This window comes from Mobiluncus porci (assembly GCF_009695935.1).
GTDB lineage: Bacteria > Actinomycetota > Actinomycetes > Actinomycetales > Actinomycetaceae > Mobiluncus > Mobiluncus porci.
In genome coordinates this window covers 130934-154637 of sequence record NZ_VUMY01000001.1, presented here as the reverse complement: position 1 = coordinate 154637, position 23704 = coordinate 130934, and the positions used below count along the sequence as shown (strand labels likewise).

At 55.9% G+C, this 23704-nt stretch carries 21 protein-coding genes and 1 pseudogene; 7 read left to right on the top strand and 15 right to left on the bottom strand.

Going from position 1 to position 23704, the window contains the following annotated elements:
* Positions 1 to 22: 22 nt before the first annotated feature.
* From FYJ63_RS00705 to FYJ63_RS00695, 3 genes and pseudogenes are all read right to left on the bottom strand, one after another.
* A complete protein-coding gene (locus tag FYJ63_RS00705) occupies positions 23 to 1429 on the bottom strand; it encodes a class II 3-deoxy-7-phosphoheptulonate synthase (protein WP_338106771.1) in 1407 nt (468 codons plus the stop codon).
* 54 nt (positions 1430 to 1483) lie between these two features.
* A complete protein-coding gene (locus FYJ63_RS00700; RefSeq protein WP_338106770.1) occupies positions 1484 to 2683 on the bottom strand; it encodes a pyrophosphate--fructose-6-phosphate 1-phosphotransferase in 1200 nt (399 codons plus the stop codon).
* Positions 2684 to 2720: 37 nt separating this feature from the next.
* Positions 2721 to 3428: pseudogene (locus FYJ63_RS00695) on the bottom strand (lysophospholipid acyltransferase family protein); the annotation flags it as partial.
* 47 nt (positions 3429 to 3475) lie between these two features.
* Between FYJ63_RS00695 and FYJ63_RS00690 the strand changes: the two are divergent.
* Complete coding sequence (locus FYJ63_RS00690) at positions 3476 to 3814, top strand: hypothetical protein (RefSeq protein ID WP_154542788.1); 339 nt, start codon at positions 3476 to 3478, stop codon at positions 3812 to 3814.
* An 18-nt stretch (positions 3815 to 3832) separates the two neighbouring features.
* Here FYJ63_RS00690 and FYJ63_RS00685 read toward each other — a convergent pair whose 3' ends face one another.
* The 6 genes from FYJ63_RS00685 to FYJ63_RS00660 form a co-directional block, all read right to left on the bottom strand.
* The gene (locus tag FYJ63_RS00685; protein WP_154542786.1) at positions 3833 to 4237 is read right to left on the bottom strand and encodes a response regulator transcription factor; all 405 of its coding nucleotides are present in this window, start codon (positions 4235 to 4237) and stop codon (positions 3833 to 3835) included.
* Between the two features lie 60 nt (positions 4238 to 4297).
* Complete coding sequence (locus FYJ63_RS00680; protein ID WP_154542784.1) at positions 4298 to 5359, bottom strand: FKBP-type peptidyl-prolyl cis-trans isomerase; 1062 nt, start codon at positions 5357 to 5359, stop codon at positions 4298 to 4300.
* Positions 5360 to 5379: 20 nt separating this feature from the next.
* Positions 5380 to 6264 carry an FKBP-type peptidyl-prolyl cis-trans isomerase gene (locus FYJ63_RS00675; protein ID WP_338106769.1) on the bottom strand — a complete coding sequence of 295 codons (885 nt, stop codon included), beginning with the start codon at positions 6262 to 6264 and terminating at the stop codon, positions 5380 to 5382.
* A gap of 133 nt (positions 6265 to 6397) precedes the next feature.
* On the bottom strand, positions 6398 to 6745 hold the full coding sequence (gene erpA, locus FYJ63_RS00670; RefSeq protein ID WP_154542782.1) for an iron-sulfur cluster insertion protein ErpA: 348 nt from the start codon (positions 6743 to 6745) through the stop codon (positions 6398 to 6400).
* Between the two features lie 115 nt (positions 6746 to 6860).
* Positions 6861 to 7271: a hypothetical protein gene (locus FYJ63_RS00665; RefSeq protein WP_154542780.1), complete on the bottom strand. Its 411-nt coding sequence runs from the start codon at positions 7269 to 7271 to the stop codon at positions 6861 to 6863.
* Positions 7272 to 7283: 12 nt separating this feature from the next.
* The gene (locus FYJ63_RS00660; protein ID WP_154542777.1) at positions 7284 to 8636 is read right to left on the bottom strand and encodes a dipeptidase; all 1353 of its coding nucleotides are present in this window, start codon (positions 8634 to 8636) and stop codon (positions 7284 to 7286) included.
* Between the two features lie 64 nt (positions 8637 to 8700).
* On the opposite strand from FYJ63_RS00660, the gene FYJ63_RS00655 reads away from it, so the two are divergent.
* The 3 genes from FYJ63_RS00655 (at position 8701) to FYJ63_RS00645 (ending at position 11595) form a co-directional block, all read left to right on the top strand.
* The gene (locus FYJ63_RS00655) at positions 8701 to 9342 is read left to right on the top strand and encodes a DUF3043 domain-containing protein (RefSeq protein WP_154542775.1); all 642 of its coding nucleotides are present in this window, start codon (positions 8701 to 8703) and stop codon (positions 9340 to 9342) included.
* A gap of 79 nt (positions 9343 to 9421) precedes the next feature.
* Positions 9422 to 10435 (top strand): aldo/keto reductase family protein, encoded by a 1014-nt coding sequence (locus FYJ63_RS00650; protein ID WP_154542772.1) that lies wholly within the window; start codon positions 9422 to 9424, stop codon positions 10433 to 10435.
* Between the two features lie 128 nt (positions 10436 to 10563).
* On the top strand, positions 10564 to 11595 hold the full coding sequence (locus FYJ63_RS00645; RefSeq protein WP_154542770.1) for a quinone-dependent dihydroorotate dehydrogenase: 1032 nt from the start codon (positions 10564 to 10566) through the stop codon (positions 11593 to 11595).
* On the opposite strand, the gene FYJ63_RS00640 is transcribed toward FYJ63_RS00645, so the two are convergent.
* Positions 11592 to 12248, bottom strand: a complete 657-nt coding sequence (locus FYJ63_RS00640; RefSeq protein ID WP_154542767.1) for a hypothetical protein — start codon at positions 12246 to 12248, stop codon at positions 11592 to 11594. The genes FYJ63_RS00645 and FYJ63_RS00640 overlap by 4 nt on opposite strands.
* 189 nt (positions 12249 to 12437) lie before the next feature.
* Here FYJ63_RS00640 and FYJ63_RS00635 point away from each other — a divergent pair, with 189 nt between their 5' ends.
* The gene (locus FYJ63_RS00635) at positions 12438 to 13310 is read left to right on the top strand and encodes a TrmH family RNA methyltransferase (protein WP_338106768.1); all 873 of its coding nucleotides are present in this window, start codon (positions 12438 to 12440) and stop codon (positions 13308 to 13310) included.
* A 19-nt stretch (positions 13311 to 13329) separates the two neighbouring features.
* The gene (locus tag FYJ63_RS00630; RefSeq protein ID WP_229769826.1) at positions 13330 to 13911 is read left to right on the top strand and encodes a sugar O-acetyltransferase; all 582 of its coding nucleotides are present in this window, start codon (positions 13330 to 13332) and stop codon (positions 13909 to 13911) included.
* An 81-nt stretch (positions 13912 to 13992) separates the two neighbouring features.
* Here the strand turns inward: FYJ63_RS00630 and FYJ63_RS00625 are convergent, their stop codons facing one another.
* The 5 genes from FYJ63_RS00625 to FYJ63_RS00605 all read right to left on the bottom strand — a co-directional run bounded on the left by FYJ63_RS00625 (position 13993) and on the right by FYJ63_RS00605 (position 22650).
* Positions 13993 to 14775, bottom strand: coding sequence for an HAD-IIB family hydrolase (locus FYJ63_RS00625; protein ID WP_338106767.1), 783 nt, complete (start codon positions 14773 to 14775; stop codon positions 13993 to 13995).
* A 196-nt stretch (positions 14776 to 14971) separates the two neighbouring features.
* Positions 14972 to 16153, bottom strand: a complete 1182-nt coding sequence (locus FYJ63_RS00620) for a methyl-accepting chemotaxis protein (RefSeq protein ID WP_154542763.1) — start codon at positions 16151 to 16153, stop codon at positions 14972 to 14974.
* Positions 16150 to 17415: a methyl-accepting chemotaxis protein gene (locus FYJ63_RS00615; protein WP_154542761.1), complete on the bottom strand. Its 1266-nt coding sequence runs from the start codon at positions 17413 to 17415 to the stop codon at positions 16150 to 16152. Before FYJ63_RS00615 ends, FYJ63_RS00620 begins: the two co-directional genes overlap by 4 nt.
* Positions 17416 to 17418: 3 nt before the next feature.
* Positions 17419 to 19395 (bottom strand): excinuclease ABC subunit UvrC, encoded by a 1977-nt coding sequence (gene uvrC, locus FYJ63_RS00610; RefSeq protein WP_154542759.1) that lies wholly within the window; start codon positions 19393 to 19395, stop codon positions 17419 to 17421.
* A gap of 12 nt (positions 19396 to 19407) precedes the next feature.
* Positions 19408 to 22650: an efflux RND transporter permease subunit gene (locus FYJ63_RS00605; RefSeq protein ID WP_154542757.1), complete on the bottom strand. Its 3243-nt coding sequence runs from the start codon at positions 22648 to 22650 to the stop codon at positions 19408 to 19410.
* Between the two features lie 306 nt (positions 22651 to 22956).
* On the opposite strand from FYJ63_RS00605, the gene FYJ63_RS00600 reads away from it, so the two are divergent.
* The gene (locus FYJ63_RS00600; protein WP_154542755.1) at positions 22957 to 23703 is read left to right on the top strand and encodes a type IIL restriction-modification enzyme MmeI; all 747 of its coding nucleotides are present in this window, start codon (positions 22957 to 22959) and stop codon (positions 23701 to 23703) included.
* Position 23704: the final 1 nt, after the last annotated feature.

Below are 23704 nucleotides of genomic sequence, written 5' to 3'. Positions count from 1 at the left end.
CGGGGCGCGCCTAGGTGACGAATTAGAAACCCAGAGCCGGAAAATCCGCAAGGTCAGCGGTTTGCAGGCCGGGACGCAATCCCGCGAGCATTTCCGCCACCAAAAACGCCAGTTCCAAGGACTGCTGGTGGTTTAGACGCGGATCAACCAAGGTCTCGTAGCGTTTCGCGAGAGCGGATTCATCGACTGTCTCGGTTCCGCCAACGACCTCGGTAACATCGTCCCCGGTCAACTCCATGTGGATTCCCCCGGGAATCATCGACTCACCCTCATGAACCTCAAAGAAGCCCCGCACCTCATCGAGAATCGTCCCGAAGTGGCGCGTCTTGTAGCCGCTGGCAGTTTTCACCGTATTGCCGTGCATCGGGTCACACATCCACACCAGGGGCACGCCCGTCTCTTTACCGGCACGCAACAAAGACGGCAAAACCTCGCGCACGTTATCGGCCCCCATGCGGGCAATCAGAGTCAGTCGCCCCGCGACTCCTTCCGGATTCAAGCGTTCCACGAGGGTTTTCACCTCATCAGGAGTCGTGGTCGGACCGAGTTTAACCCCGATCGGATTGTGGATTCGAGAGAGCATCTCCACGTGCGCCCCGTCGGTTTGACGGGTGCGTTCCCCTATCCAGATGAAGTGGGCGGAAGTGTCGTAGAGGTCGCCCGAGATAGAATCCACTCGGGTCAGCGCACTTTCATACTCCAACAACAGTGCCTCGTGAGAAGAATAGAAATCCACGGTTCGAAGCGCGTCCGAGGGAACCCCCGTCGCCTTCATGAACTGCATGGCCGCATCGATAGAACGAGCCAGCGCATCAAAACGCGAATAGGCCGGATTCGTCATGAACCCCTTGTTCCACTCGTGAACCCGTCGCATATCGGCGTAACCACCCTGGGTAAACGCGCGAATGAGGTTCAAGGATGCCGCCGAGTACTGGTAGCTTTCTACCAGGCGATGCGGGTCGGGGGTGCGTGACTCCTTGGTGAACTCGTGACCATTCACGGCATCCCCGCGGTAGGCCTCGAGAGTGACCCCGTCGCGCGTTTCCGTGTTGGATGACCGTGGTTTCGCGTACTGTCCAGCCATCCGTCCCATCTTCACCACTGGCAGACCCGCACCGTAAGCCAACACGACCGCCATCTGGAGGATAGTTTGCACCTTCAGCTTCAGGTGGTCTGCGGTGGATTCCGCAAAAGTCTCCGCGCAATCCCCTCCGGTCAGAACAAAAGCCTCTCCCCGAGTAGCTTTCCCGAGTAGCTCGCGCAGTTCATTGACTTCACCGGCAAAGACGAGAGGCGGGCGCTGCTTCAACTCGGCAGTCGCTTTCGTCACCTCAGCAGAGTCTGGGTATTTGGGCTGTTGGACGGCAGGGCAAGCCCGCCAAGCCGTTTCAAAATCTTGCAGGATGTTTGCTTCGCTGGTGTTTTCCACTCTTATAGTGTCCTCATAATTTTGGTTGGGAAAAACGGTTAAATTAACCGCGACCTAGGCTTGCCCGATTTCGGCCAGCATCTGCTTGAACCACGGCAGGTTCACATCGAAAGGCTTACCGCCCTTGATGCGCTTGAAATCGATACAGCTTAGAATGTCGCGATTTTCCTCATCGTGACCGATTACGCCGGACTTCCCTTCAAAAGCGCAGGTGACACCGAGATCCACCATGCCTTTGATGAGTTGAACATCGGCCTTGTTGGAGGGAGCTGAACGCGCGAAATAACCTGACTTTTGAACAAGTACCTTTTCAGCGTCCAAAGCCAAAGCGAACCGCTTCGCAAAATATTGTCCCGGATTGATTTCATCCAGGCGCACGTGCCCAAAAGCATCGCGGTTCACGGTTTGACCGGCCGCTTCCATCTCCGCCACAATATCCATCACTCCGGCACCCTCGGAGAGGAAAATATTCACGTTGCCAGTCTGATCCATAATGGTTTTCAAACGCTTCGATTCCGCGTCGATATCCATGTGCATTTCTGGAACATAAATCCCGTGAATGTCCCAGTGGGCTCGATCGAGACCAACGGAGGGAACAAAAACCTGTTCGTCCAGCCATTCGCGGTAGAGTTTCGCAGCATAAGCGGTCAGCCAACCACAGTTGCGCCCCATGACCTCGTGCACAATCAGCATCCGCGGGGAAACCCGGGACTCGGAGATAATGTGGGACGCGAAAATCGCAGTGTTTTCGGCGGCCGTGTAGGCGCCCAAGGACTGGCGAATCGGCACGACATCGTTGTCGATAGTCTTCGGCAAGCCCACCACGGTGAGGTGATAGTTATTGTCCTCAAGATAGGCTGCCAAGTCAGCGGCGGTGGTGTTGGTGTCATCACCACCAATGGTGTGCAGGACATCTACTCCGTCTTTCACCAAGCGATCCGCCGCGACCTTCAAAGCATCCTCGCCTTCTTGAATGAGGCCACGTTTCACCAAGTCGGCAGTGTTGGTGAGTTTCACGCGAGAGTTCCCGATGGGAGAGCCGCCGTAAAGCTGGAGGCGGGCAGCTTTGGCGCGAGCATCTTGATCAATTGTGAAATATTTACCGGTCAACAAGCCGTGGTAGCCGTGTTCATAGGCGATAATCTCCACATCGGGATTGGTTTCGTTGTATCTTTCAATCAACATCCCTACCGCGGTAGACAGACAGGGGGCAAAACCCCCGGCGGTTAGGAGAGCCACTCGCTTCACAGTCACTTTTTCACCTTTCGTTGTTGGGTTTCTATTTCTGGACAGTTTCTTTTTCCGGTTCTTTCGCGGATTTCTTTTCCGCTTCCAGTCGCTTCTTCACGTTCGCAGCGTACTCGTCCACGTATTCTTGACCGGAAAGCAGCATCAGGGAGTACATGACTTCGTCAGTAATAGAACGCAGCGCGAAGCGGTCGTTCTCCATGCCGGCATAGCGGGAGAAGTCTAGGGGCTCCCCCACAATGACGCCGATACGCTCCGGACGAGGCAGCCGTTTCCCAATCGGTTGGGACTTGTTGGTTCCGACCATAGCCACGGGGATAATCGGGGCCCCAGACTCCAGCGCGAGGCGCGCGATACCGGTTTTCCCGCGGTAGAGGCGACCATCGGGGGAACGGGTTCCCTCGGGGTAAATCCCAAACAGTTCCCCGCGTTTGAGGACTTCCAGCCCTTTTTCGAGCGCCACCTGGGAGGCTTTACCCCCGGAGCGATCCATGGGGATAACCCCTACAGACTGCATGAAATGCTTGGTCAACCAGCCTTTGAAGCCGGTTCCGGTGAAATAGTCGGCTTTTCCGACGAAAGTAATCTCCCGCTTCGACATGAGGGGAAGAAACACCGAGTCGATCACAGCAAGGTGGTTGGAGGCCAAGATGGCAGGTCCCTCATCGGGAATGTTTTCTGCGCCGCGAATCCACGGTTGAAACAGCAGATGCAGCAAAGGACCCACAATGAGCTTTGCTAACCTATACATTCGAACCTCCGCTTGCCTGTGAGTAATTTTCTGGATATTTTTGCGATATGTCTTTATTTCCGAAACGCCGCCCCGAGGAGTTTCCTGAAAACGATGCCGAAATCGAACGCCGTTTCGAGGAACTTGCCGCCGCCACTCCGGAACTGGGAGGTTTCGGACCTCGAGATTGGTCTCCGGCTGAGGACACCGAGGGATTTATCCCGCCGGATCCGCCCCTACCGAGATTGCGTCCCGCCACGATGTGGGGTTGGATTCTCCTCGCCATTGCCTTGGGAGGCTTCATCGTTTTGGGGATTCTCCGTCCGGCTTTTTCCGCAGTTCTCGCCGGGGGCTGTCTCCTCGTCTTGGCCGTAAGCTTCTATCTCTTGATGTTCAAGAAACGCTAGCTCAAAGCCAGCGTGGGCTCAGTTGGCGGGTTTCAAAACCTCGCGGATGGTGTCGACGACGTCCTCGGCATCATAGGGTGCCGGTACGCACCGCTTTGCTCCGGACCAGCGGGCCATCCACTCGTCTTGTTGACGCGCCACCAGCATCACCACCGGTGGAACCTTCTCGCTGTGGTCATGCAACCAGCGCGAGACGGATTCACCGCCCTCTTTGGGGACTTCCGCGTCCAAGACGAGAGCCGCGAAACGTCCTTCCTCGAAGTTCTGTTTCACGGCAGCGGAAGTTGCGACTTCCAACCACTTGATGGGAGGGAGGTCGAAAACGCCGCTGACTCCAGCCGCGTCCATGATGGTTTCGCGAGTGTGTCTGTCGTTGCTGAAAAGCAAAATCTCCACAGCATCGGGGGCTGCTTTTACATCCATAAAGGCTCCTTTTCTTGGCTTGTTCCAGTCTACCCTCGCTGGCGGGGGCGACAAAAAGAATCACTGGGCGGGTACGGCTCCCTTGTCGGAAAGGCTCATGGCGTCGACAATGTCAACAATCTGGACCACTCCGCGCGGGGCAGACTCGTTGGGAGGTCCCACCAAGACGGCACGAGAGCCTACCTTCTTCCCGACCGCTTGCACGTCTTCGGCTTGGGCCCAACTGACGCTAGAGCCGTTGGTCCAGGTGGATTTAGGGGCGTCACCCCAGGACCCGTAGACAATGACATAGCCAATCTGGTCTCCCGCCTCTATGGTGCGACCTTGGCCTTCCATCGTCCACACGGTTCGCGGTTGGGAAGGAACTTTCGAGTTTTCCACATAAGCCGGCTGGGGTTCTTCACCGGGTTGACAATAAATCTTCAAACCGTCAGGGAGTTTTGCCCCGGTAGGCATCGATTTGGACAGGACCTGGGTGTAGGCGGCGAGTTGGGTTTCGGCCAATACCGGCGGAGAAAACACCACATCGACCACGAATACCAGGGTTTCACCGGCGAGTTCATGCTTACCGGGAACCTGCTGGCCGGCGGCTTTTAATGCCTGCTCATCAGGGGTTAGCTCCCGGTAGCCGAGCTTCGGGGGAATCACGAGTTCCACCCGATCCCCCACGTGGGTTCCGGCGAGTCCCCAACGCCAACCATCCACTACGTTGTGGAGGTTGAAAGAAGCTGTGGAACCTCTTCCCCAGGAACTGTCGAAGACCTCCCCGTTCCATTTCTGTCCCTTGTAGTTCACGACCACATCTGCTCCGGAAGACACTTCCGTACCGGTTCCCGAGATGAGGATATTGCGGATGAAGTCATTGGGGGCATTGCCCTCACCCGGAGCAATCGCCGGTTCTTCGCCAAATTTTGTTCCCGCAGTTACCGCCGGAACCGGAGCGTTTTCAGCCGGTTTCACTTCGGGCACTTCCGCGGAGGCCGCCGGAGTGATGGTTTTCACACAGGCTTTCGGATTCGCCAAGGGGGCATTTTCACTTTTCCCCTCATTCGTGCAGGCGCTAAGCACTACCGTCAGGCCAAAAACCGCCAAAATAGACGCAAACCTAGTAATCTTTAGCAAGTTAATTTCCTCTCTTCGGATTAGCGGCCCGCATCGTAGGCAGCAAGAATCTGAACTAGGGTCGCCTGGGGTCCACTGGAAGGCGTGGCGGGATAGAGCACCACGGCAATGGTTCCGAGTGGCTGGTTTTCGAGGTTTAACACGCTCGCGGAAGTGGCGCTAAGTTTCGAAGCCGTCCAGGCCTCGGGAGTGGAGGCTTCGCCCCAGTTGGCCACCACCTGTTTGATGACCACAGATTGTCCGGGCGCCACTGCCGACCCGTTGCCGGCGGCATAAACTGCAGTTTCTTGCTTCGTGGGATAGGCGCGTGCGGCTTTAGCATCTACTATCATGGCTCCCTTATCGCTAGCGGTGACGGTGACACCGGCAGGGAGAGGATTATTCGTTGGCGTAGTCTGGAATTGGCTCGCAGCATCGGGTGACACGGTGGAACGAATATCTACCACGTAGGCGAGAGTATCGCCTTTCTTCACTCCAATGGATTCGCTGCCGAGGTCGCCGTAAGCCTGCTGGGGAGGAACCACCAACAACACTCGCTGACCCGTTTTCGCTCCCTTTAGCGAAGACCAGCCCTCAATCGGCGGGTCGACCAAAGAAATCGCCCTAGGCCCAGTCGCATCCGTAATCGTGGAGTCGGGCAGCAAAGCGCCGCCCCACACTTTACCGTAGTAATCCACGACCACGAGGTCATTTTCGCCCACGGTAGCGCCCTTGCCGTCACCTTCGTCCAAGACTTTCATGACGACGCTCTTAGGCGGATTCCCAGCGGGGAATGAAATCTCCGGAACCGTACCATACACGGGTGAAGATACGGTGGGGAGAGCATTGCCACCGGATTTACCGCAAGCAGAAAGGGCAAATACCAAGCTCACGCTGGCCAAGATAACAGCTGCTTTTCGAAACACAATACTCCAATGAAATTGTTGAAACCCATGAAAAAGTTGTCTTTATTCTATAGGGAAACTCCCCTGAGCACTACAATTTAAAGCTATCAGGTTTCGATTCAGCGCTGGTAGACCTGTCAAGTGGTCTACCAGTCTAGTGGAAGGAACCTCCGCAAGAGCAGGTGTTGGCGGCGTTGGGGTTGTCGATGACGAATCCCTGTTGGGCCAAGGTGTCCTGGAAATCGATAGAGGCTCCAGCCAGATAAGGCACGCTCATCTTATCGACCACAAGTTTCACTCCATCAAAGTCGCGTACGGCATCGTTGTCCTCGATGACGTCATCGAATTCGAGCTGGTAGATGAGCCCCGAGCAGCCTCCCGGAGCCACCCCCACCCGCAGGTTCAAGTCATCGCGACCCTCTTGATCCAAGAGATGCTTAATCTTGTCCACGGCCGCATCGGTCAGGGACACTTCGTGGGTCAAAGTGGCGGTGTCGCTCATAGTCTTACCTTTCCTAAAAGTTGTTTATCCAGGTCTTCAGTTTAGACCGAGTGTTTTCGTAGCGCCTCTTTCAAGCGGAGCTTGTTCGCTTCCGGCTCAAAAACCGAGGTGGGATTCATTCCAGGTGCCAGGTTTGGGCGAGGATTCTTCCCCAGTCCTCCGGTCCGCGACGCGGCTGTTCCTCGCGGAAATAGGTGCCTGAAAAACCGAGTTCCTGGATTTGCCGCTTCGAAAGCGGCGTGTTTTGGGCAAGAACCACCACCGGTTGGATTCCCAGGCGCCTGGCCCGAGCCACCACCAGATTCGCCAAATCCTGGGTTCCAGGATAGTCGGTGAGTTCAGCTTGCATCACCAAAAGCAAATCGGCATCGTCTTCGATTTCTAAGCGGGAGGGCAACACCATTCCTTGAGAGGTTTCCACCACTTGGATCTCGATGGCATCGTCCTCGAAGCGCTCTTGCCAAGCGGCAGTGAACTGTTTGGCAAAGTGGTTCCAATTGGGAGAGGCAAATACCTGGAGTCGCAAATTACTCCTCCCCTAGGCGCCGAGGCGCCCAAAGAACAGGGCTTCAGCCAAGGCGGCTTTCCGCATCTCCTCCAGGTCTTGGGACTCATTTTCGGAATGCGCTTGGGACAACGGATCTTCTACGCCGGTAACGAGAATCTGGGCCTCGGGGATGAGCTCGCGGAAGGTTGCTATGAACGGAATAGAACCGCCCGAGCCGATATTGACAGAGGTCTTTTCGAAAGCATCCGTGAGGGCCTCATGCATGAGCTTGGTGGCTTCGGCCTCCAGGTCTGCCGCATAGGAAGGTCCGAGTTCGTTAATCGTGACCTTGACTTCAGCCCCGAAAGGCGCGTGGTTTTCCAGATATTTCTGTAAGGCGGCGGCAGCGCTTAGAGGATCTTCTCCCGGAGCAATGCGCATGGAGATTCGCGCCGCAGCGGAAGGAATGAGCGTGTTGGAAGAATTCGCTACCGTGGGGGCATCAAGTCCAATAACACTGATGGCTGGTTGCGACCACATTCTGGATGCCAAATCCCCCTCCCCGATAAGTTCCAGGCCGGGAACCATTCCCATTTGTTCGCGCAGTTCCGCTTCCGGATAGTCCACATCCGCCTCCAGCTCACGCTTCAGACCCGGAACAGCTACCCGTCCTTTCTCGTCGTGAAGCGTCGCCAGCAAGCGGCACAAGGAAGTCAAAGCATCGAGCGCCACTCCCCCAAATTCGCCGGAGTGAACGGCGTGAGTAAGAGTCCGAACCTCCACGGTGGTAGAAAGTACCCCGCGCAAACCGGAAGTGAGTGCTGGAGTTTCCGGATCCCAGTTTGATGAATCCGCCACCATGATGACATCGGAGCGCATAAAGTCAAGGTTTTGTTCCAAGAGGGCGCGGAAAGTCGGGGAACCAACCTCTTCCTCCCCTTCGATGAAGAGCTTTACGGTCACCGGCAGTTCCTCGCCCCAGGCTCGCAAAGCGGCCAGGTGAACTGCGATTCCCGCCCCGTCATCGCTGGAGCCGCGGCCATAGAGCCGACCGTCTTTTTCCACCGGCTCAAAGGGAGGAGTGTCCCATCCCGACTGGCCCGCTGCTGGTTGGACATCGTGGTGGGCATAAAGCAAAACGGTGGGAGCGTTTTCAGGACCGGCTTTCACCCCGAGAATGGCTGGGCGCGAGACTTCACCGGTATTGGGATCCGTGACCTGGATGACCTTGGCGTCCACACCGGCGTCTTCGAGTTGGGACCGCACGAACTGGGCGCTTTTCACCATGTCTTTCTCGTGTTCCGGAAGCGAAGACACCGAGGGAATCTTCACCAGTTCTTTCAAGAAACCTACGATTGCTGGAAAGTCTTGGGTCATTTTTTCGCGTAATGCGGTTTCTTCCATGAGGAAGCCTCCTTAGTGACGGCGTTTATTAGCGCCTTGCAAGTTGTGGAATAATCAAGTCATCATGAGTCTATTCAAAAACAAACCAGTAAGTGAACCGATTGACGCCGCAAAGACCGCGGCGGGAAAGCCCTCCCAGGTTAATTCGCGGCAAAAAACGGGCCCTACTCCGTCGCGGAAAACCCAGGAAGCCAAGCACTATCAAGGCATCGTGGGAGGAGACAAGAAGGCAGCGAAAGCGCGGGCGCGGGAAGAATCTCGTCGCCGGATGGAACTGGAGCAAGAGGGTTTACGCACTGGTCGCGAGGATTTACTGCCGGTCATGCATCGGGGCGCCGCGAGGCGAGCGGTGCGGGACTACGTTGATTCGCGCTACACCTTCTCGGAATGGATGATTGTCCTCATCCTCATTCTCATGTTCGGCGGTTTGATTGCGGTTTCCATCATCAACCAAAACAACGAAGCCTTGGCTTTGAAGATCAACACCTGGTCCATGATTCTGTCCTATGTCTTTTTGATCGGTGGCTGTTTGGAAGGGGCTTTTTTTGCGAGTCGCGCTCGCAAACACGCCATCGAGAAACTCGGGGAAGAGAAAATTCCCAGAGGCTTGCGCTGGTACGCGTTTTCCCGCTTGGTGATGCCGCGCCGGTTCCGCCAGCCACGCCCGCAGGTCACTCGTTCTTTACGGGGCAAACCCCAGGAGTGATTGTTAATTCTTTGTAAAATGTGGGTTTGTTTTCGGAAAAATCTTCTTTGGTGGGGTTTTCGCTAATAAACTGAACCGTATGGAACAAAGATATTTAGGAAATTCTGGACTGAAAATTTCGAGTCTGATTCTCGGCAACTGGCTCACCCATGGAAACCAGATTGAAGACAAGACCGCGGAAAAATGCATCAAAACTGCCCTTGAAAATGGGATTTACACCTTCGATACTGCCGATGTCTACGCCAACGGCGCCGCAGAAAAAGTTCTCGGAAAGGCTCTCAAAGACGAAGACCGCCGTGATCTCGTCATCATGACGAAAGTGTATTGGCCGGTTCATATATTCGGCCCCAATGATTGCGGATTGTCTCGCAAGCACATTATGGAGGCTGCCGAGGCCTCGCTGCGGCGCTTACGTACCGACTATATCGATGTCTATCAGGCCCATCGCTTCGACTACGAGACTCCCCTGGAAGAAACGATGCTGGCGTTTTCGGATTTGGTCCGATCCGGCAAGGTGCTCTACATCGGGGTCAGTGAATGGTATCCCGACCAGATTCGGGCCGCGGCCGGTTTGGCTCGAGAAATGAGGGTACCGCTCATTTCAAACCAGGCGGAATACTCCATGCTGTGGCGCACGGTTGAAGACGGGGTGATTGATGCCTGCGAAGAAAATGGCATGGCTCACCTCTGTTTTTCTCCCCTGACTCAAGGGGTTTTGACCGGCAAGTATCGTCCCGGGGTGGCGCCGAAACAGAAGACTCGCGCTGCGAGTAAAACCGCCGGTCAATTCATCCGCGACCGCTGGATGCGCGATGATTTGCTTCAGGCGGTGCAAGGTTTGCGCACGATTGCTGAGAAGGCCGGCTGTAAGTTGAACGAACTGGCCCTGGCCTGGCTGTTGTCTCGTCGCAATGTGGCGGGGATTATTTTCGGCGCTTCTAAACCTTCGCAGGTGGAAGAGAATTTGAAGGCCCTTGACGTGCGGTTGGATGAGGATGTTTTCGGGGCTATCGATGCGGTTTTGGGCGACTTCATTGTCCGTCACCAGCCAGAAGATCGCCCGAAGTCTCCAACTTCTCGCCCGACAATGTAGCGACTCCATCTGGGCTCGCGTCGCGCGGCTGCGGTCCAGCGAGCGTTGTGCATCACCTTACAAGCTAGTGTCCACACCGGTAAAAGTACTCAAAAAATGAAGAAATAGTTTCCGGTAGGATTGCGGGTATGTATAAATTTTTGTTTCGTCACGTGTTGGTGAAGCTCGATGCTGAATGGGTGCATCGGCGGGCGATAGAAGTTCTGGAGTTTGCGGGCCGGTTTGGCTGGGTAAGGAAGCAGGCGGCATGCTTGGTGAAACGACCGGAGAAACGCTTCGAGTGGCCACTCAAAGATAATTCTGGCACGGGGAAAGAACAGCGGATTTACGGGCCTCTTGGCCTCGCTGCCGGCATGGACAAGGAAGCACGCGCCGTACCGATGTGGGATGCACTCGGTTTCGGTTTTGTAGAAATCGGAACGATTACTCCCCTCGCCCAGCCCGGCAACGACCGTCCGCGCTTATGGAGATTACCGGAGCAACGTGCGCTTAGAAACGCGATGGGCTTCAACAATGAGGGCGCCCGCGTAGCGGCGAGACGCCTGAAACGACTGCGCTTTGAGTTCGGAAACTCTCTAGTTATCGGCGCCAATATCGGGAAAAACAAGGTCACTCCCGCCGAGAAAGCCCCGAGCGATTATCGTAAAGTTACTCGCTCCTTGGCTTCCCTAGTGGATTTCCTCGTCATCAACGTGTCTTCCCCCAACACTCCAGGTTTGCGCGACCTCCAAGCGGTTTCATCCTTGACTCCGATTGTGCGCGCGGTTCAAAAAGAGCTGCAACTTCAAGACCTCGAATCCCTACCGGTTTTCGTAAAGATCGCTCCAGACCTCGCCGACGACGACGTAATCGCCGTTGCTGACCTCGCCGTAAAGGAAAACCTGGCCGGCGTAGTCGCCACCAACACCACCATCAAACACGATCTCGGCGCCGGCGGATTATCCGGAGAACCCCTGCGGGAACGCGCCCTCGAAGTGGTGGCCCTGCTACGGTCCCGATTGCCGGAAGATAAAACCATTATCGGGGTCGGTGGTATCACGACCGCAGGCGACGCTAGGGCCATGCTCGAAGCCGGAGCAAACCTGGTGGAAGGAATCTCTGCCTTCATCTATGAAGGACCGGACTGGGCCGCCCGACTGAACCGCGAACTCACCGACTAATCCCACCAGAAGCGCCAATAGGGGCGTTCGCGATACCACTGACAGATTTCATCGGGGCTAGAAACCTGGTCAAGACCAAGTTTTATGAAAGCATCGTGGGCGTCTAAAGCATCGGCGTTCTCTGAATCTAGGCCGAGAAACTCCGGACTGATATAAAGCGCGTCGGCGCTGAGGCGTTCATCAAAACGCTGCGGGCCAATCAGGTACCCACTAAATAGCGCATCATCGGGATGGTCTTTGATGAAATCCAAAATCGCGCCCAGACTCGGGGCATAGTTTTGGCGCTCCTCGAGTGCTGCCTCGGGTATTCTTCCCCATATCCGTTTCGCGAGCCAAGAGTCTCCCCCAAAGTATGGCAGGTAGTCGATCATTTCTTCCGGCTTCACCCCCGGAAAATCCTCGGCCGTATCCATCCACATCCAGTCCGAATATTGCAAGGCCAAAACAGCGACTCCGGACAGAACAGTCCATCCGCGAGGCCCATAGAGCCCCTCATCGAGATCATTCAAGCCAATCAAATGACCGAGATTATCCAACGCTACCGTTCGCGCCATCGCGCATTGCTCGCAAGTACAGCTCACCTCGTGGTGAATCGGTTGTTCCGCGCGACGGCTCCGCAATCCCTCCAGGGCTTCCAATACAGGTGTCGGCATGATAGTTCCTTTCTTATTTGTTTTTCTAAACTGCCTTCACCCCAGTTTTTTCTAAGTTGATGGTTTTTGCAGCCCCAAGATTTTTACCATGTGAATTCGGGGTGAAAATTGCAACTGTGGAAAACCTTCGAAACCCACTCCTAACTTGGCAAACTTGGAAAAATCCGGTTTTTTAACGAGAATTTAGAGGTGCTGATTCATCTTCAAAACCTCAGAGAACACCGGGAGCTGCTCCGCGACTACACGGAGTTAAAGGACGTCAACCTGCGCCGCAGTTTCGAGGCGGAAAACGGGCTGTTCATGGCCGAATCTAACGAGGTAATCGGCCGCGTCCTCGCGGCGGGCTATCGCCCCCGCTCGCTTTTGTTGACCCCGCACTGGCTGGAGATTATTGCGCCTCACCTGGGCAAAAGCCCCTTTACCGGAGGGGATCCCCATGGAGGCCCGATTCCGGTTTTTATTGCTGATGAGGCCCTCCTCGAGTCCCTAGTCGGGTTCCACCTCCACCGCGGAGCCATCGCGTCCATCGAGCGCCCGCCACTCCTTGACCCCAGCGAGATTCTGGCGCGGTCTCGTCGTGTCCTGGTGTTAGAAGACCTCGTGGATCACACGAATGTGGGAGCAGCGGTTCGAAGCGGGGCAGCCTGCGGATATGACGCCATTTTAGTGACACCCTCTTGTGCCGACCCGCTGTACCGTCGCGCCGTGAGGGTTTCGATGGGAACTATTTTTCAGCTTCCCTGTACTAGGTTGAGCCGCTGGCCCGATCCGGAACTGTTTCATCAAAATGGTTTCGAATTAGCCGCGCTGGCTCTGAACGAAAACGCCGTTGACCTGCGAGACTATGCCGCCGAACTAGCGGGAGACCCCACTCGCAGGGTTGCGCTTGTCGCCGGAGCGGAGCGTGACGGGCTAAAGAAACGTACCTTGGCTGGAGTGGATAAAGTTGTTCGCATCGAGATGGCTCACGGGGTAGATTCTCTAAACGTGGCAGCGGCCTGCGCGGTAGCCTGCTGGGCGACCGAGCGCCAAAACCCATTTGAGGGCGAACAGAACAGATAAAACCCGATAGGCTGGGATTATGGAACAAGATAACCCCACCATGTATGAACGGATGCGGGCCGGTGAACTCTATAAATTTGCGGGCCCCGAGTTTGAGCGCCTCGGCGCCGAGTCCGCCAAGCGCATGGTGCACTACAACACTTTGACCACGGCTCCTCGAGAGGAGGTGGATGCCGCACTCCAAGAAATGTTTGGCAAAGTTGGGCCCGGCGTCACCATTCGCCCGCCGCTCTATATTGATTACGGCATCCACACCACCATTGGTGAAGGCACCTTCATGAATTTTGGCTGCGTACTTTTGGATGTGGCTGATATTACGATAGGAGCCCGTTGCCAGTTTGCCCCCGGGGTGCAGCTCCTCACCGCTTGGCATCCCTTGGAGGCCACAACGCGCCGAGACGGCTGGGAGGCCGGCACGCCCATCACCATTGGTGACAATGTCTGGCTCGGAGCCAACACGCTCGTTTTATCGGGCGTGACCATCGGAGAAAACACCGTGGTCGGAGCAGGTTCGGTCGTCACCCGCGACCTCCCCGCAAACGTGATTGCCTTCGGGAATCCGGCTCGGGTACAGCGTCGTCTGCCTGAGGAACGAGAATAGCACGCTTTCAGACGGATTAGGGATTAAAGTCGTGAAGATTTCGACGTCAAACCCGCCATAGCGGCTCTCGTGTCGAAATCTTCACGACTTTGGCGCGAGAAGCTCCTCAATCAGTGTGAGGGTTTCTTGTGGGTCCCTGACCTCCTGGCAGGGAATGCCTGTTGCAACCACTGGAAAATCGTTACCGGCCGGGTCAAGACGGTCCCCCACGAACAACACCTCGTTCGCCTCCAGGCTTTGCGCCGCTAAAAGGGCTCGCATCCCGTAGGCCTTATCGACGCCTTTCGCCGTGATATCAATGGAAGTCGAGCCACCCGAGCGAACCTCAAGACCCGGCAATAGTGGCGTTAGCGCCTCCACCAAGCGGCTTCGCTTCGATTTGTCGGGATCCCAATCTCGCTTGGCCTGCAACGGCGCATTTTGACCCAGGGCTGAAAACGTCACCTGTGTTCCGCGATCTTCAATGATTTCTCCCCAGGGATGCTCCTCCCAAAGCCCCAGTTTGGTGGCTACTTCCTGGAGTGTCCACTTCACTTCTTGGCGCACCGCGGGCTCGAGGGCCTCCACGTACACGGTTTCAATCTCACCAGCGGGTTTGCGCCGGTAATACCGGGTTCCGCAGGTCGGCAACAGGTGCAGGGTGCGAGCGCTAAATCCAAGCTCCAGCCGCTTCAAAACCTGGGTTTGGAACTGGGAAAACTGGCCCCCCGAGATAACTGCCACCTCGAAACGCGTCAAAAGCCGCGCTAGAGCCGCAGCCATGTCAGGAGAAATCGGAGCCTTGGAGTCTGCCAAGGTGTCGTCCAAATCGAAAGCCACCAGCCGTAACTGAGCCTCGACGACCTCACCAAAAGTGCATTTCACCAGGTCAGTTTATCAAGGGCGTGTGAGACGTGCGGACTCCGCAGGGACTCTTTGCGACGCGAGGCGTACACGAATGTACGGCGTAGGAAGAATTTTGCAAGAACTACGAAATCATTAAAAACGAATTACCTAGTGAAAGGAAATAGAAAAAACTTTGCCGTCTGAATTTTGCCGTACACCGTACATTCATGCACGCTTAATCGACTCGGAAGCGAGAAACCCGTTTTTGGAGTGCCGCCACCGCGGAAGAAAGCACGCCCATGTGTTCTTGGAAACGCAGGGATTCCCCATGCGAGGCGTCCACCAATCGAGATAGGTCAGTAGCCTGGCCGGACATTTCTATAGCCAAATCTCTCACTGCCGTCACTCCCCCGTGTGATCGTCCCAAGGCTTCCTCTTGCCCAGCGACCGCCTCGCTAACCGCTTGTTGACCGTCACTCAGGGCCTCGAGTTGTTCCAAGAGCTCGGCGATCTGGACGGTTCCCTGTGTGGCCTGCTCTTCCAACACCTCGACTCTCGCCAAAACATCGGTCGTCGTCTCCGCAGTTTGAGTGGCGAGATCCTTTGCCTGATCGGCAACAACCTTAAACCCCTTCCCCGCTTCGGCGCTGCGGGCAGCCTCAATAGTGGCGTTGAGAGCCAACATATTGGTTTCACCTGAAATGGTCGCAATATCTTGCATCAAACTGTAAATCTGGTCTACGGCCTGTTTCAACTCGTAGATTGCAGATTCCAGGTCTTTGGCCGCGGTCATGCCTTCAGTCCGCAGCCTCTCGTTTTCTGTGGCGGTCCCCGACAGTTTCGCGATGTCTCCAGCCACTGCGGTACCGTTATCTGTCAAGGATTCCGCCATCGAGTTGAGAGCCTCACCGGTAGTGGAAAGTTGCTGAGTAGAGCGAAGTACCTGGTCGTTTCCGGTTTGAACCGCGGTGGCCGCCTGAGAGGAAGTGGCGGCAAATTGTTCCAGGCGACTGGAACCCTCATTTAGTTGTTTCACCAAGGAAGTCAAGAAATCCATGAGTTTATTCACGGATTGTGAGAGTTCCCCAATCTCATCTTGAGAATAGATTTTCGCCCGCCTAGTAAAGTCCCCGTCCGCGGAGGCGGACAAAACTTCTGAGACAGAAGATACCGAGCGGCGAATCCGCGCCCGCATCGTGAAGCCCACAATAGTCCCCAGGACAGCCAACACTGCTAAAGCCACAATCTGAATCATCAACTGGACGATAATGGCCTGTTTTTGACTCTCTGCGTTGGTGATTCCCTGTAACTGCACCAGCCCAACCACCAGCAAAATCACCATCAAAATCGTGAAACTATAGCTAAGAATCGCTGTGAATTTGAATTGGCCTGCAATGTTCAAACCCTTGAACTTCATGATTCCACCTCCGTGGTCGCGCCTGCCGATTCACTGATGGTCTCCGCAACTGCATTCAAATCCAGGTGGGAGACGAGAGCGCGGACTGAGTCAATGGATTGACGGGCCTGTCCGGCTCCGGCAGTGATAACCTCCAAATTGTCGCGAATCGAGCCGGCAGCAGTGGAGATGCTCGAAATTTCTTCACTGAGGGTTTTGGCTTCCCCCAGTGCTTCGGTGCAAGAGCTTTCCATGGCCTGCACCACGCTAGCCTGGTCGGACACGGCTTGGCTGGATTCGGTTTGAGAAGCATTGATGGAAGTGAGCTTTTCGCTCACGGTTTGTGCCATCCCTACTGTGACGTCGCAGCGCGTTTGAATCGTTGCGGAGGCCTCGGTGACGGTTTCTGCCGCAGAGCTCGTTTGGACGGCAAGATCCTTGATCTGACCGGCAACAACCGCGAAACCAGCGCCGATTTCCCCCGCTTTGGCAGATTCTATCGTGGCGTTTAAGGCCAGCAAACTGGTTCGCTCCGCAATGTCCGCAATTTGCTCAACTGCTTCGGAGATTTCAGCAGATTGCTGTGAGAATTCTTTAATGAGAGACGAGATGGCTGCGACTTTCTCAACTTCTTTTACCCCGATTTCGAGGGTGGACGCGGCTTGGACGGCAATTCGTTGGCGCGCAGACGAAATATCACTGGCCGCCTGGGCGAGATTTTCCGCCGTGGAGTATAGTTCGCGAGCCCGCTGGCTGACCGCGCTCACCTTCGAACTCACTTCACCGGATGAATCGCTTAAACCTCCTACCGTTTCGCGCAGGCGTTCTTCCTGGGTGGCCACTTCACGGTAGACCTCGCGGGTGTCGGTCAACAAGTCGCTCAGCGAGTTACGGGTGGAGTTCATCACCGCAGCAAGATCGGACAACTCATCATTCGTGACTCCGCGAGCACCTCGAGTGAAATCGCCAGCGGCCATAGCCTTTGCTGAATTCGCCGCTGACGCAGCTGCTTCGGTGACAGAGCGGGAGATAAAACGAATCAGCCACCAAGCTGCCAATCCCCCGAGCGCGGACACGACCAAGAGTCCCCCGAAAATGAATGGCCAATTGATGAGAAGTTTACCTCCGGAGTCTGCCCGAAAATTGAGCTGTAGGAGCACGACAAGAGAAACTAGGAAAACCAGCCCTGGGGTCAGCAAGACGCCAATCCCGCTGACGATATTTTTCGCCAAAAGATTGAAGCGCAGGTTGCGTAAACGTAACGGAGAGTCCGGCTGTGGCATAGGTTAATTTTTACCTGAATTGTCCTTAGAACGTAGGTATTTAAACAGATGAGTCGCGGATTTTGCCCCGAATCCGGGTACTTGTTCGATTTCTGCGGCGCTGGCCTCCCGCAGTTTTTTCACGGAACCAAAATGTTTCAACAAGGCCTTCTGTTTCGCGGGTCCCAGTCCTGGAATATCATCAAGCACGGAGCGAGTCATTGCTCGCGCACGCTTTTGGCGGTGCGCGGTAATCGCGAAACGGTGGGATTCATCGCGCAGATATTGCAAGAGGTAGAGCGCATCAGAAGTGCGCGGGAAGATGACGGGGTATTCCGAGTCCACAGTCCACACTTCCTCTAAGCGCTTGGCTAGGCCGATAACCGGAATGTCCCACACCCCGACTTCGTCCATGGCGGCGCGGGCGGCATGAACCTGGGGCAGGGCGCCGTCCACCACCACCAAGTCGGGACGATAAGAAAACCGCCGCGGTTCCTTTGGTTCCGACTCGTCGATTGCGCAAGGCTCCGCTTCTTCGGCGATAAGTCGCTCAAAGCGCCTCCGCAGCACCTCATTCATCGCCGCGGTGTCGTCGGGCGCCCCCTTACCTTCTGGTCCGCGAACCGTGAACTTCCGGTAGGCGTTCTTCCGCGGCGCGCCGTCCTCGAACACCACCATCGAGCCCACCTGGTAGGTGCCTTGGGTATGGGAAATGTCGTAGCATTCAATGCGCAGCGGCGGGTCAAAACCAAGGAGTCGCCCGAGCTCATTTAGCGCCAAATTGCGCTGCGTCAAATCGCTCGCCCGCCGCGTCTTATAGAGTTTCAAAGCCTCCGCAGCATTCATTGCAACCCGCTCCATGGCCTCGCGTTTCAACCCCCGCTCGGGTCGGCGAATCGTGACTTTCGCTCCGCGCACCGTAGAAAGCCACTGCTCCAAGGATTCCCGTCCTTGGGGCAGAACTGAAACCAGAATCTCCGTCGGAATAAACACCTGGTCAAAATGCACGACATCATTGGCGGAACTCGGCTCGATTCGCTTCGCTCCCCCGTTTTCTTTGAGACGAGAAGCCACCTCACCATAGATTTGTTCCAGAGCGCGCGACATCAAAGCGCGTTCGTCCATATCCTCTTCAATGGTTGAAATCCAGCCGCGTTGTCCACGAATCCGCCCCGCCCGCACATAAAACACCTGGACCGAGACCTGGAGTTCGTCCGCCGCCAAAGCAAAAAGATCTGCGTCGGTATCGTCATTCAAAACCACCGCATTTTTCTCCAGGACTTTTCGAAGCGCCTCCAACTGGTCGCGTTTCTTTGCGGCTTGTTCAAAACGGAAAGCCTGGGAGTCGGCCCACATCTCGCTTTCGAGATCCTTCAAAAAACCGGCTTCATGACCGCTCATGAAGTCGCAGACCTGTTGGGCCAACGCACGATGTTCCGACTCACTGATCCGCCCGATGCAAGGCGCCGAACACCTTCCGATATAGCCCTTCAAACACGCCCTACCGGCCGAACGCGCCCGCGAAAACACCCCATCGGTACAAGTCCGAACTGGAAAAACCGTCTCCAATAAATCCAGAGTCTGCCGGATTGCCCACACGGCCGTGTAGGGCCCGAAGTATCGCACCCCGCGTTGGTGGGCGGTCCGCAAAACTCCCATTCGGGGGAATTGCTGGTTCATGGTGACGGCAAAATAGGGATAGGACTTGTCGTCTTTGAACATGACATTGAACTTCGGGTCATATTCCTTAATCCAGGTGTATTCCAAGGTGAGCGCCTCGACCTCGGAGCCCACCACGACCCAAGACACCGACTCGGCTGTCGCGACCATTTTTGCGGTACGCGGGTGGAGCCGCTCGGGCGAGACGAAATACGAGGTCAAGCGGTTACGGAGGTTTTTGGCCTTACCGACATAGATAACCCTCCCGCTTGAGTCGCGCCACCGGTAGACCCCGGGGACAGCGGGAATCTCGGAAGTCTTGGGAAAATTTTCGGGGCGCATCGTTCTCCAGGTTCACTCTCGGGTCTCTACCGTGGTGAAATCCGAGTCATCATCTGAATCCAGAATTGCCGGTTTTTGAGCCTTTAGCAACTCCTCACCGACGAGCCCGCGATTCCCTCTCTCTCCAGCCGCGGCATCTAGGGTGGCGTTTTCCCGCCTCGCCCTTGCTGACTTATGCTTTTCCAACCAGCCCACGACGAGCCGGTACAGCACCGGCAGTAGCACCAGCGTCAACAAAGTCGAAGACACGAGCCCACCGATAACCGTCACCGCCAGCGGTTTAGAGATGAAACTCGAGGTGGAGCCAAATCCGAGAGCCATCGGAACCATCGCGGCTACGGTCGCCAAAGCGGTCATCACAATCGGGCGAAGCCTCTGCATCGCGCCGTCTCGAATCGCGCTCGGAATGTCATCTCCGCGTTCGTGATACTGGTTGATGAGGTCAATCAGGACGACCGCGTTCGTGACAACGATACCGGTAAGCATCAAGAGCCCCACCATCGCCGACAGATCCAGAGCCGTTCCGGTCACCAACAGCGCCACGAAAGACCCGATGGCCGCGAAAGGAATCGCCACCAGGAGGAGCGCCGGTTGAAGAAGTGACTTGAAAATCCAGACCAAAACGAGGTAAATCAAGAGCACCGCCGCCATCAAAGCCAGCAATAGCTGGTTGAAGGACTCGGTGAGATCTTGGGAAGCGCCGGCCTCGGTGACCGACACGCCGTCTGGGAGATCCGTGCGGTCTATCGCGCGGGACACGTCATTCGCTACCGCCCCGAGGTTCCCGTTGGCTTCTGGTTTTACGGAAATCGTGGTGGTGGTTTGTCCATCAATGGTCGTGATCGTCGGTTGAAGCTTCACCTCTTCGATGGTCGCAAAAGTGTCAATCGGTCGACCAAGCAAAGTCATCGCTCGCAATTCCTCCAAGGTTTTCACCGGATTCGTGGCCGCGACTTTGATGGAGGTGTCGATATTGTTCAAGGTGATGGTACCGATTTCGGGATTCACGAGTTGCGCGGAAATCATTCCCACCACGTTGTTTTCGCTTACTCCCGCCGCGGCTGCCCGGTCTTTATCGACCGTGATCTGGATCGCTGGGGTGGCTGCGGTCAAATCCGACTCTATGGATTTCACGTTTTTGAGGTCAGCAAGGGCCTTCAGCAAAGCGTCGTTGGTTTGAATCGCCGCGTCCTCGTTCGGGGCCGTGAACTGGATGTCTATCGAACTCGAGCCCAGCATCGTGGAGCTCAGGTCGGTTATCGTCCCGTCACCCGATTTCACCCCCAAGGCGTCTTCAGCCGTGCCCACGAGCGTCTTGGTGATTTTGCTCAAGTCGAGGTTGCGGTCGATGGAAACCATGTAGGAAATCGCGGGGCCGCTGGTAGATCCTCCCCCTCCCATGGAGAATCCGCCACCTGAGCCGCGACCATTGCCTCCCCCGAAAGCCGCCACCGAAGAAACCCCATCTACCTTTTGGAGCGCGGCTTCTACCGGTGCCGCGGCTTTTTCCAAGGCGTCGAGGTTCATCCCGGGGGTGACCTTTTGGGATAGCATCACCATGCCGGAGTTTGAGGTCCCCATCAGGTTAATCTTCAAAAGCGGGAACATGGCCGCGGTGGCGAGCAAGATTGCGAGGGCGGCCGCAAGGGTCCACCCCGGATGGTGCTGGGTCACCTCGAAGGCGGGACGATAGGCGCGCCTGAGCCAATAGTTTTCCTCCGCGGCTTCCACCTCACGCCGGTGAGCCTCCGAGGTTCCCTCGCGGGCTGCCAGTCGGGAGGCCACCGAGGGGCGCAAGAACCAATAGGCCAAGACTGGCACAATCGTGAGCGCCACAAACAGGGAGGCTGCAAGGGCGATGACGACGGTGAAGGCGAAGGGACGGAAGAGTTCTCCCACCATGCCAGAAACAAGTCCGATGGGGACAAAGACGATAAACGACACGATGGTGGAGGCGATTACGGCTCGGGAGACCTCTTTGACCGCGTCAACAATGGCTTCCCGCTTGGGTTTGCCGTATTCGAGATGACGCTTGATGTTTTCAATGACGACAATCGAGTCATCCACCACCCGCCCGATTGTGAGCGTAAGCGCCGCGAGCGTGAGCATATTGACCGTATAGCCGCTGATCAACATACCAATGAAACCAATCAGGAGCGAGAGTGGAATCGAGATGGCAGTAACGAGGGTGGATCGCAGCGAGGTCAGGAACATGAGGATGACGAGCACGGCGAAGAGGAGACCTAGAATCCCTTCCCGAGCGAGCGATTCCACGGAGCCCGTGATGTAGGGAGCCTGTTCAAACATGGTGGTGAACTTGGTGTTGGATCCGATTGTCTTTTCGAGTTCCCCGAGTTTGTTGTTGAAGGCTTGCGTGGTTGCGACGATATTGGCGCTAGCAGTGGGATAAATAATGATGGCTTGAGCCGGTTTTCCGTTGATATTGCCGAGCGAGGTCTCTTCGGCCATTTGTAACTCCACGGTTCCGAGATCAGCCAGTTTCGTGACTTTTCCTCCTGCGTCACTCGGAATCGGAAGATTTTTTAATTCGTCGAGGCTCGACATGGCTTTTCCGACTGTCACATCAAGGGTGTTGTCCCCGTTTAGAACCGATCCCACCGGAACGGCGAGTCCCGAGTTCGTGAGCACGTCGCGAATGGTGTTTTGGTCAACGCCGGCTTGGGCGATTTTCGCCGCGTCAAGGCTCAGCAAGACGTTTTGTTCTGGAGCGCCAATGAGCATGACCTGGGAGATTCCGGAAACTTTTTCGAGACCGGGGACGACGGCGGAACGGATGCGATCCGCGACTTCCAAGGGAGAACCATCAGAGGTGACGGCCACAAAGGCCAGTGGAATAGACGAGGTGCCCCCGCTCACAACATTGGTCTCGGCACCTTCTGGAAAATTCGTGTTGGCGCGGTTTGCTGCCAGTTCTACCTTCGAAGTCGCGCGAGCCAAGTCGGTGCCGTAGGCAAGCGAAACTTGGACCATCGACAGGCCCGAAGAAGATCGGGTCGTGGTGGACTCTACCTCGGGAATGAGCGCAACCTGTTGTTCAATCGGGACGGAAACGCGGGCCTTCATCTGTTCCGAGGTGGCTCCTGGTGAAACCGTGACGACGCTCACCTGCGGGAGTTCCACGCTCGGGATGAGTTCTTGGCGCATCGTGAGGACGGAGAAAACCCCGAGGACGGTGATAATCACGGAAAGCAGCGCCACAAAGGCGCGGTTTTTCAAAGACAGTCTGGTGAGCACTGATTCATTTTATGGCAAGTAATAGTTTTTTTCGCTTTGGTCTTTCCTAGCTCAGGATGCCAGACCTGTCCGAAGATTTGGGCACTGACCGATAACAGACGGGTCTATCTGGCTGGGCATTAGACTGTTGCTTTGTCTTTTGAGGTTTCTTTGCGGTCTCCGGCTGAGGTGGGGGCGGATGTGGGTGCGTTTGTGGATTATCGTCTCAAATTTCTTGAAGTTTCGGGTGCATGACCTCAATAAAGAACATCCCGAGAAGGGCTTCCTTGAGTTTGGTTTGGCGGATTGCGCCAGAAGCCGCATTTGTTGGATTTCTTGTTGGATGCGTCGCTGGCGCGGGAAACCCTGGAGCAAGAGGTTTCTATCAAGGCTGGTGAGCTTATTGGGGAGCTCCATGCAGCTTTGAGCCGTCAGTATCTTGATCCGGATTCTGTGGAGGAGTCTCATGCGTTGAATGTGTTGTGTGTCCGGCTGGTGTTCTGTCTCTATGCCGAGGACGCGGGGCTGTTCGGTAAAGACGCGTTCCTGGGGTATCTCTCGGGTTTTGAGGCGGGCCAAATGCGCTCGGCCTTATTGGATTTGTTCAAGGTGTTGGACACGCCGGTGGAGGCGCGTGACCCGTATCTGTCTGACACCCTGAAGGCTTTCCCGTATGCGAACGGCGGGTTGTTTGCCGGTGAGTTTCAAATCCCGCAGTTCACGGCGGAGTTAAAGACCTTACTTGTTGAGCGCACGGCGCGGGATACGGACTGGTCGCGAATCAGTCCGACGATTTTTGGCGGGATTTTCGAGAGCACTTTGAACCCGGAAACGCGCCGTTCGGGCGGGATGCACTACACGGATCCGGTGAATATCCACAAGGTGATTGACCCCTTATTTTTGGATGACCTCAAAGCAGAACTCGAAGCAATCCTCAATGACACGACGCTTACCCCGCGCCAGAAAACGAACCGCCTGACGGCTTTCCAAGACAAGCTCGCGAGCCAGCGTTATCTTGATACTTTCCGCACGGATTGGATACAAACCTACGACTGTCTGAAAGTCGCCGCCTAGA

Bases quoted from the DNA above. Each gene is read 5' to 3' on its own strand.
- FYJ63_RS00630 (WP_229769826.1), top strand. From the start codon at position 13,330: ATGGAACAAGATAACCCCACCATGTATGAACGGATGCGGGCCGGTGAA.
- erpA (WP_154542782.1), bottom strand. From the start codon at position 6,745: ATGAGCGACACCGCCACTTTGACCCACGAAGTGTCCCTGACCGATGCG.
- FYJ63_RS00620 (WP_154542763.1), bottom strand. From the start codon at position 16,153: ATGAAGTTCAAGGGTTTGAACATTGCAGGCCAATTCAAATTCACAGCG.
- FYJ63_RS00660 (WP_154542777.1), bottom strand. From the start codon at position 8,636: ATGGAAGAAACCGCATTACGCGAAAAAATGACCCAAGACTTTCCAGCA.
- FYJ63_RS00645 (WP_154542770.1), top strand. From the start codon at position 10,564: ATGTATAAATTTTTGTTTCGTCACGTGTTGGTGAAGCTCGATGCTGAA.
- uvrC (WP_154542759.1), bottom strand. From the start codon at position 19,395: ATGCGCCCCGAAAATTTTCCCAAGACTTCCGAGATTCCCGCTGTCCCC.
- FYJ63_RS00685 (WP_154542786.1), bottom strand. From the start codon at position 4,237: ATGGATGTAAAAGCAGCCCCCGATGCTGTGGAGATTTTGCTTTTCAGC.
- FYJ63_RS00640 (WP_154542767.1), bottom strand. From the start codon at position 12,248: ATGCCGACACCTGTATTGGAAGCCCTGGAGGGATTGCGGAGCCGTCGC.
- FYJ63_RS00690 (WP_154542788.1), top strand. From the start codon at position 3,476: ATGTCTTTATTTCCGAAACGCCGCCCCGAGGAGTTTCCTGAAAACGAT.
- FYJ63_RS00615 (WP_154542761.1), bottom strand. From the start codon at position 17,415: ATGCCACAGCCGGACTCTCCGTTACGTTTACGCAACCTGCGCTTCAAT.
- FYJ63_RS00655 (WP_154542775.1), top strand. From the start codon at position 8,701: ATGAGTCTATTCAAAAACAAACCAGTAAGTGAACCGATTGACGCCGCA.
- FYJ63_RS00650 (WP_154542772.1), top strand. From the start codon at position 9,422: ATGGAACAAAGATATTTAGGAAATTCTGGACTGAAAATTTCGAGTCTG.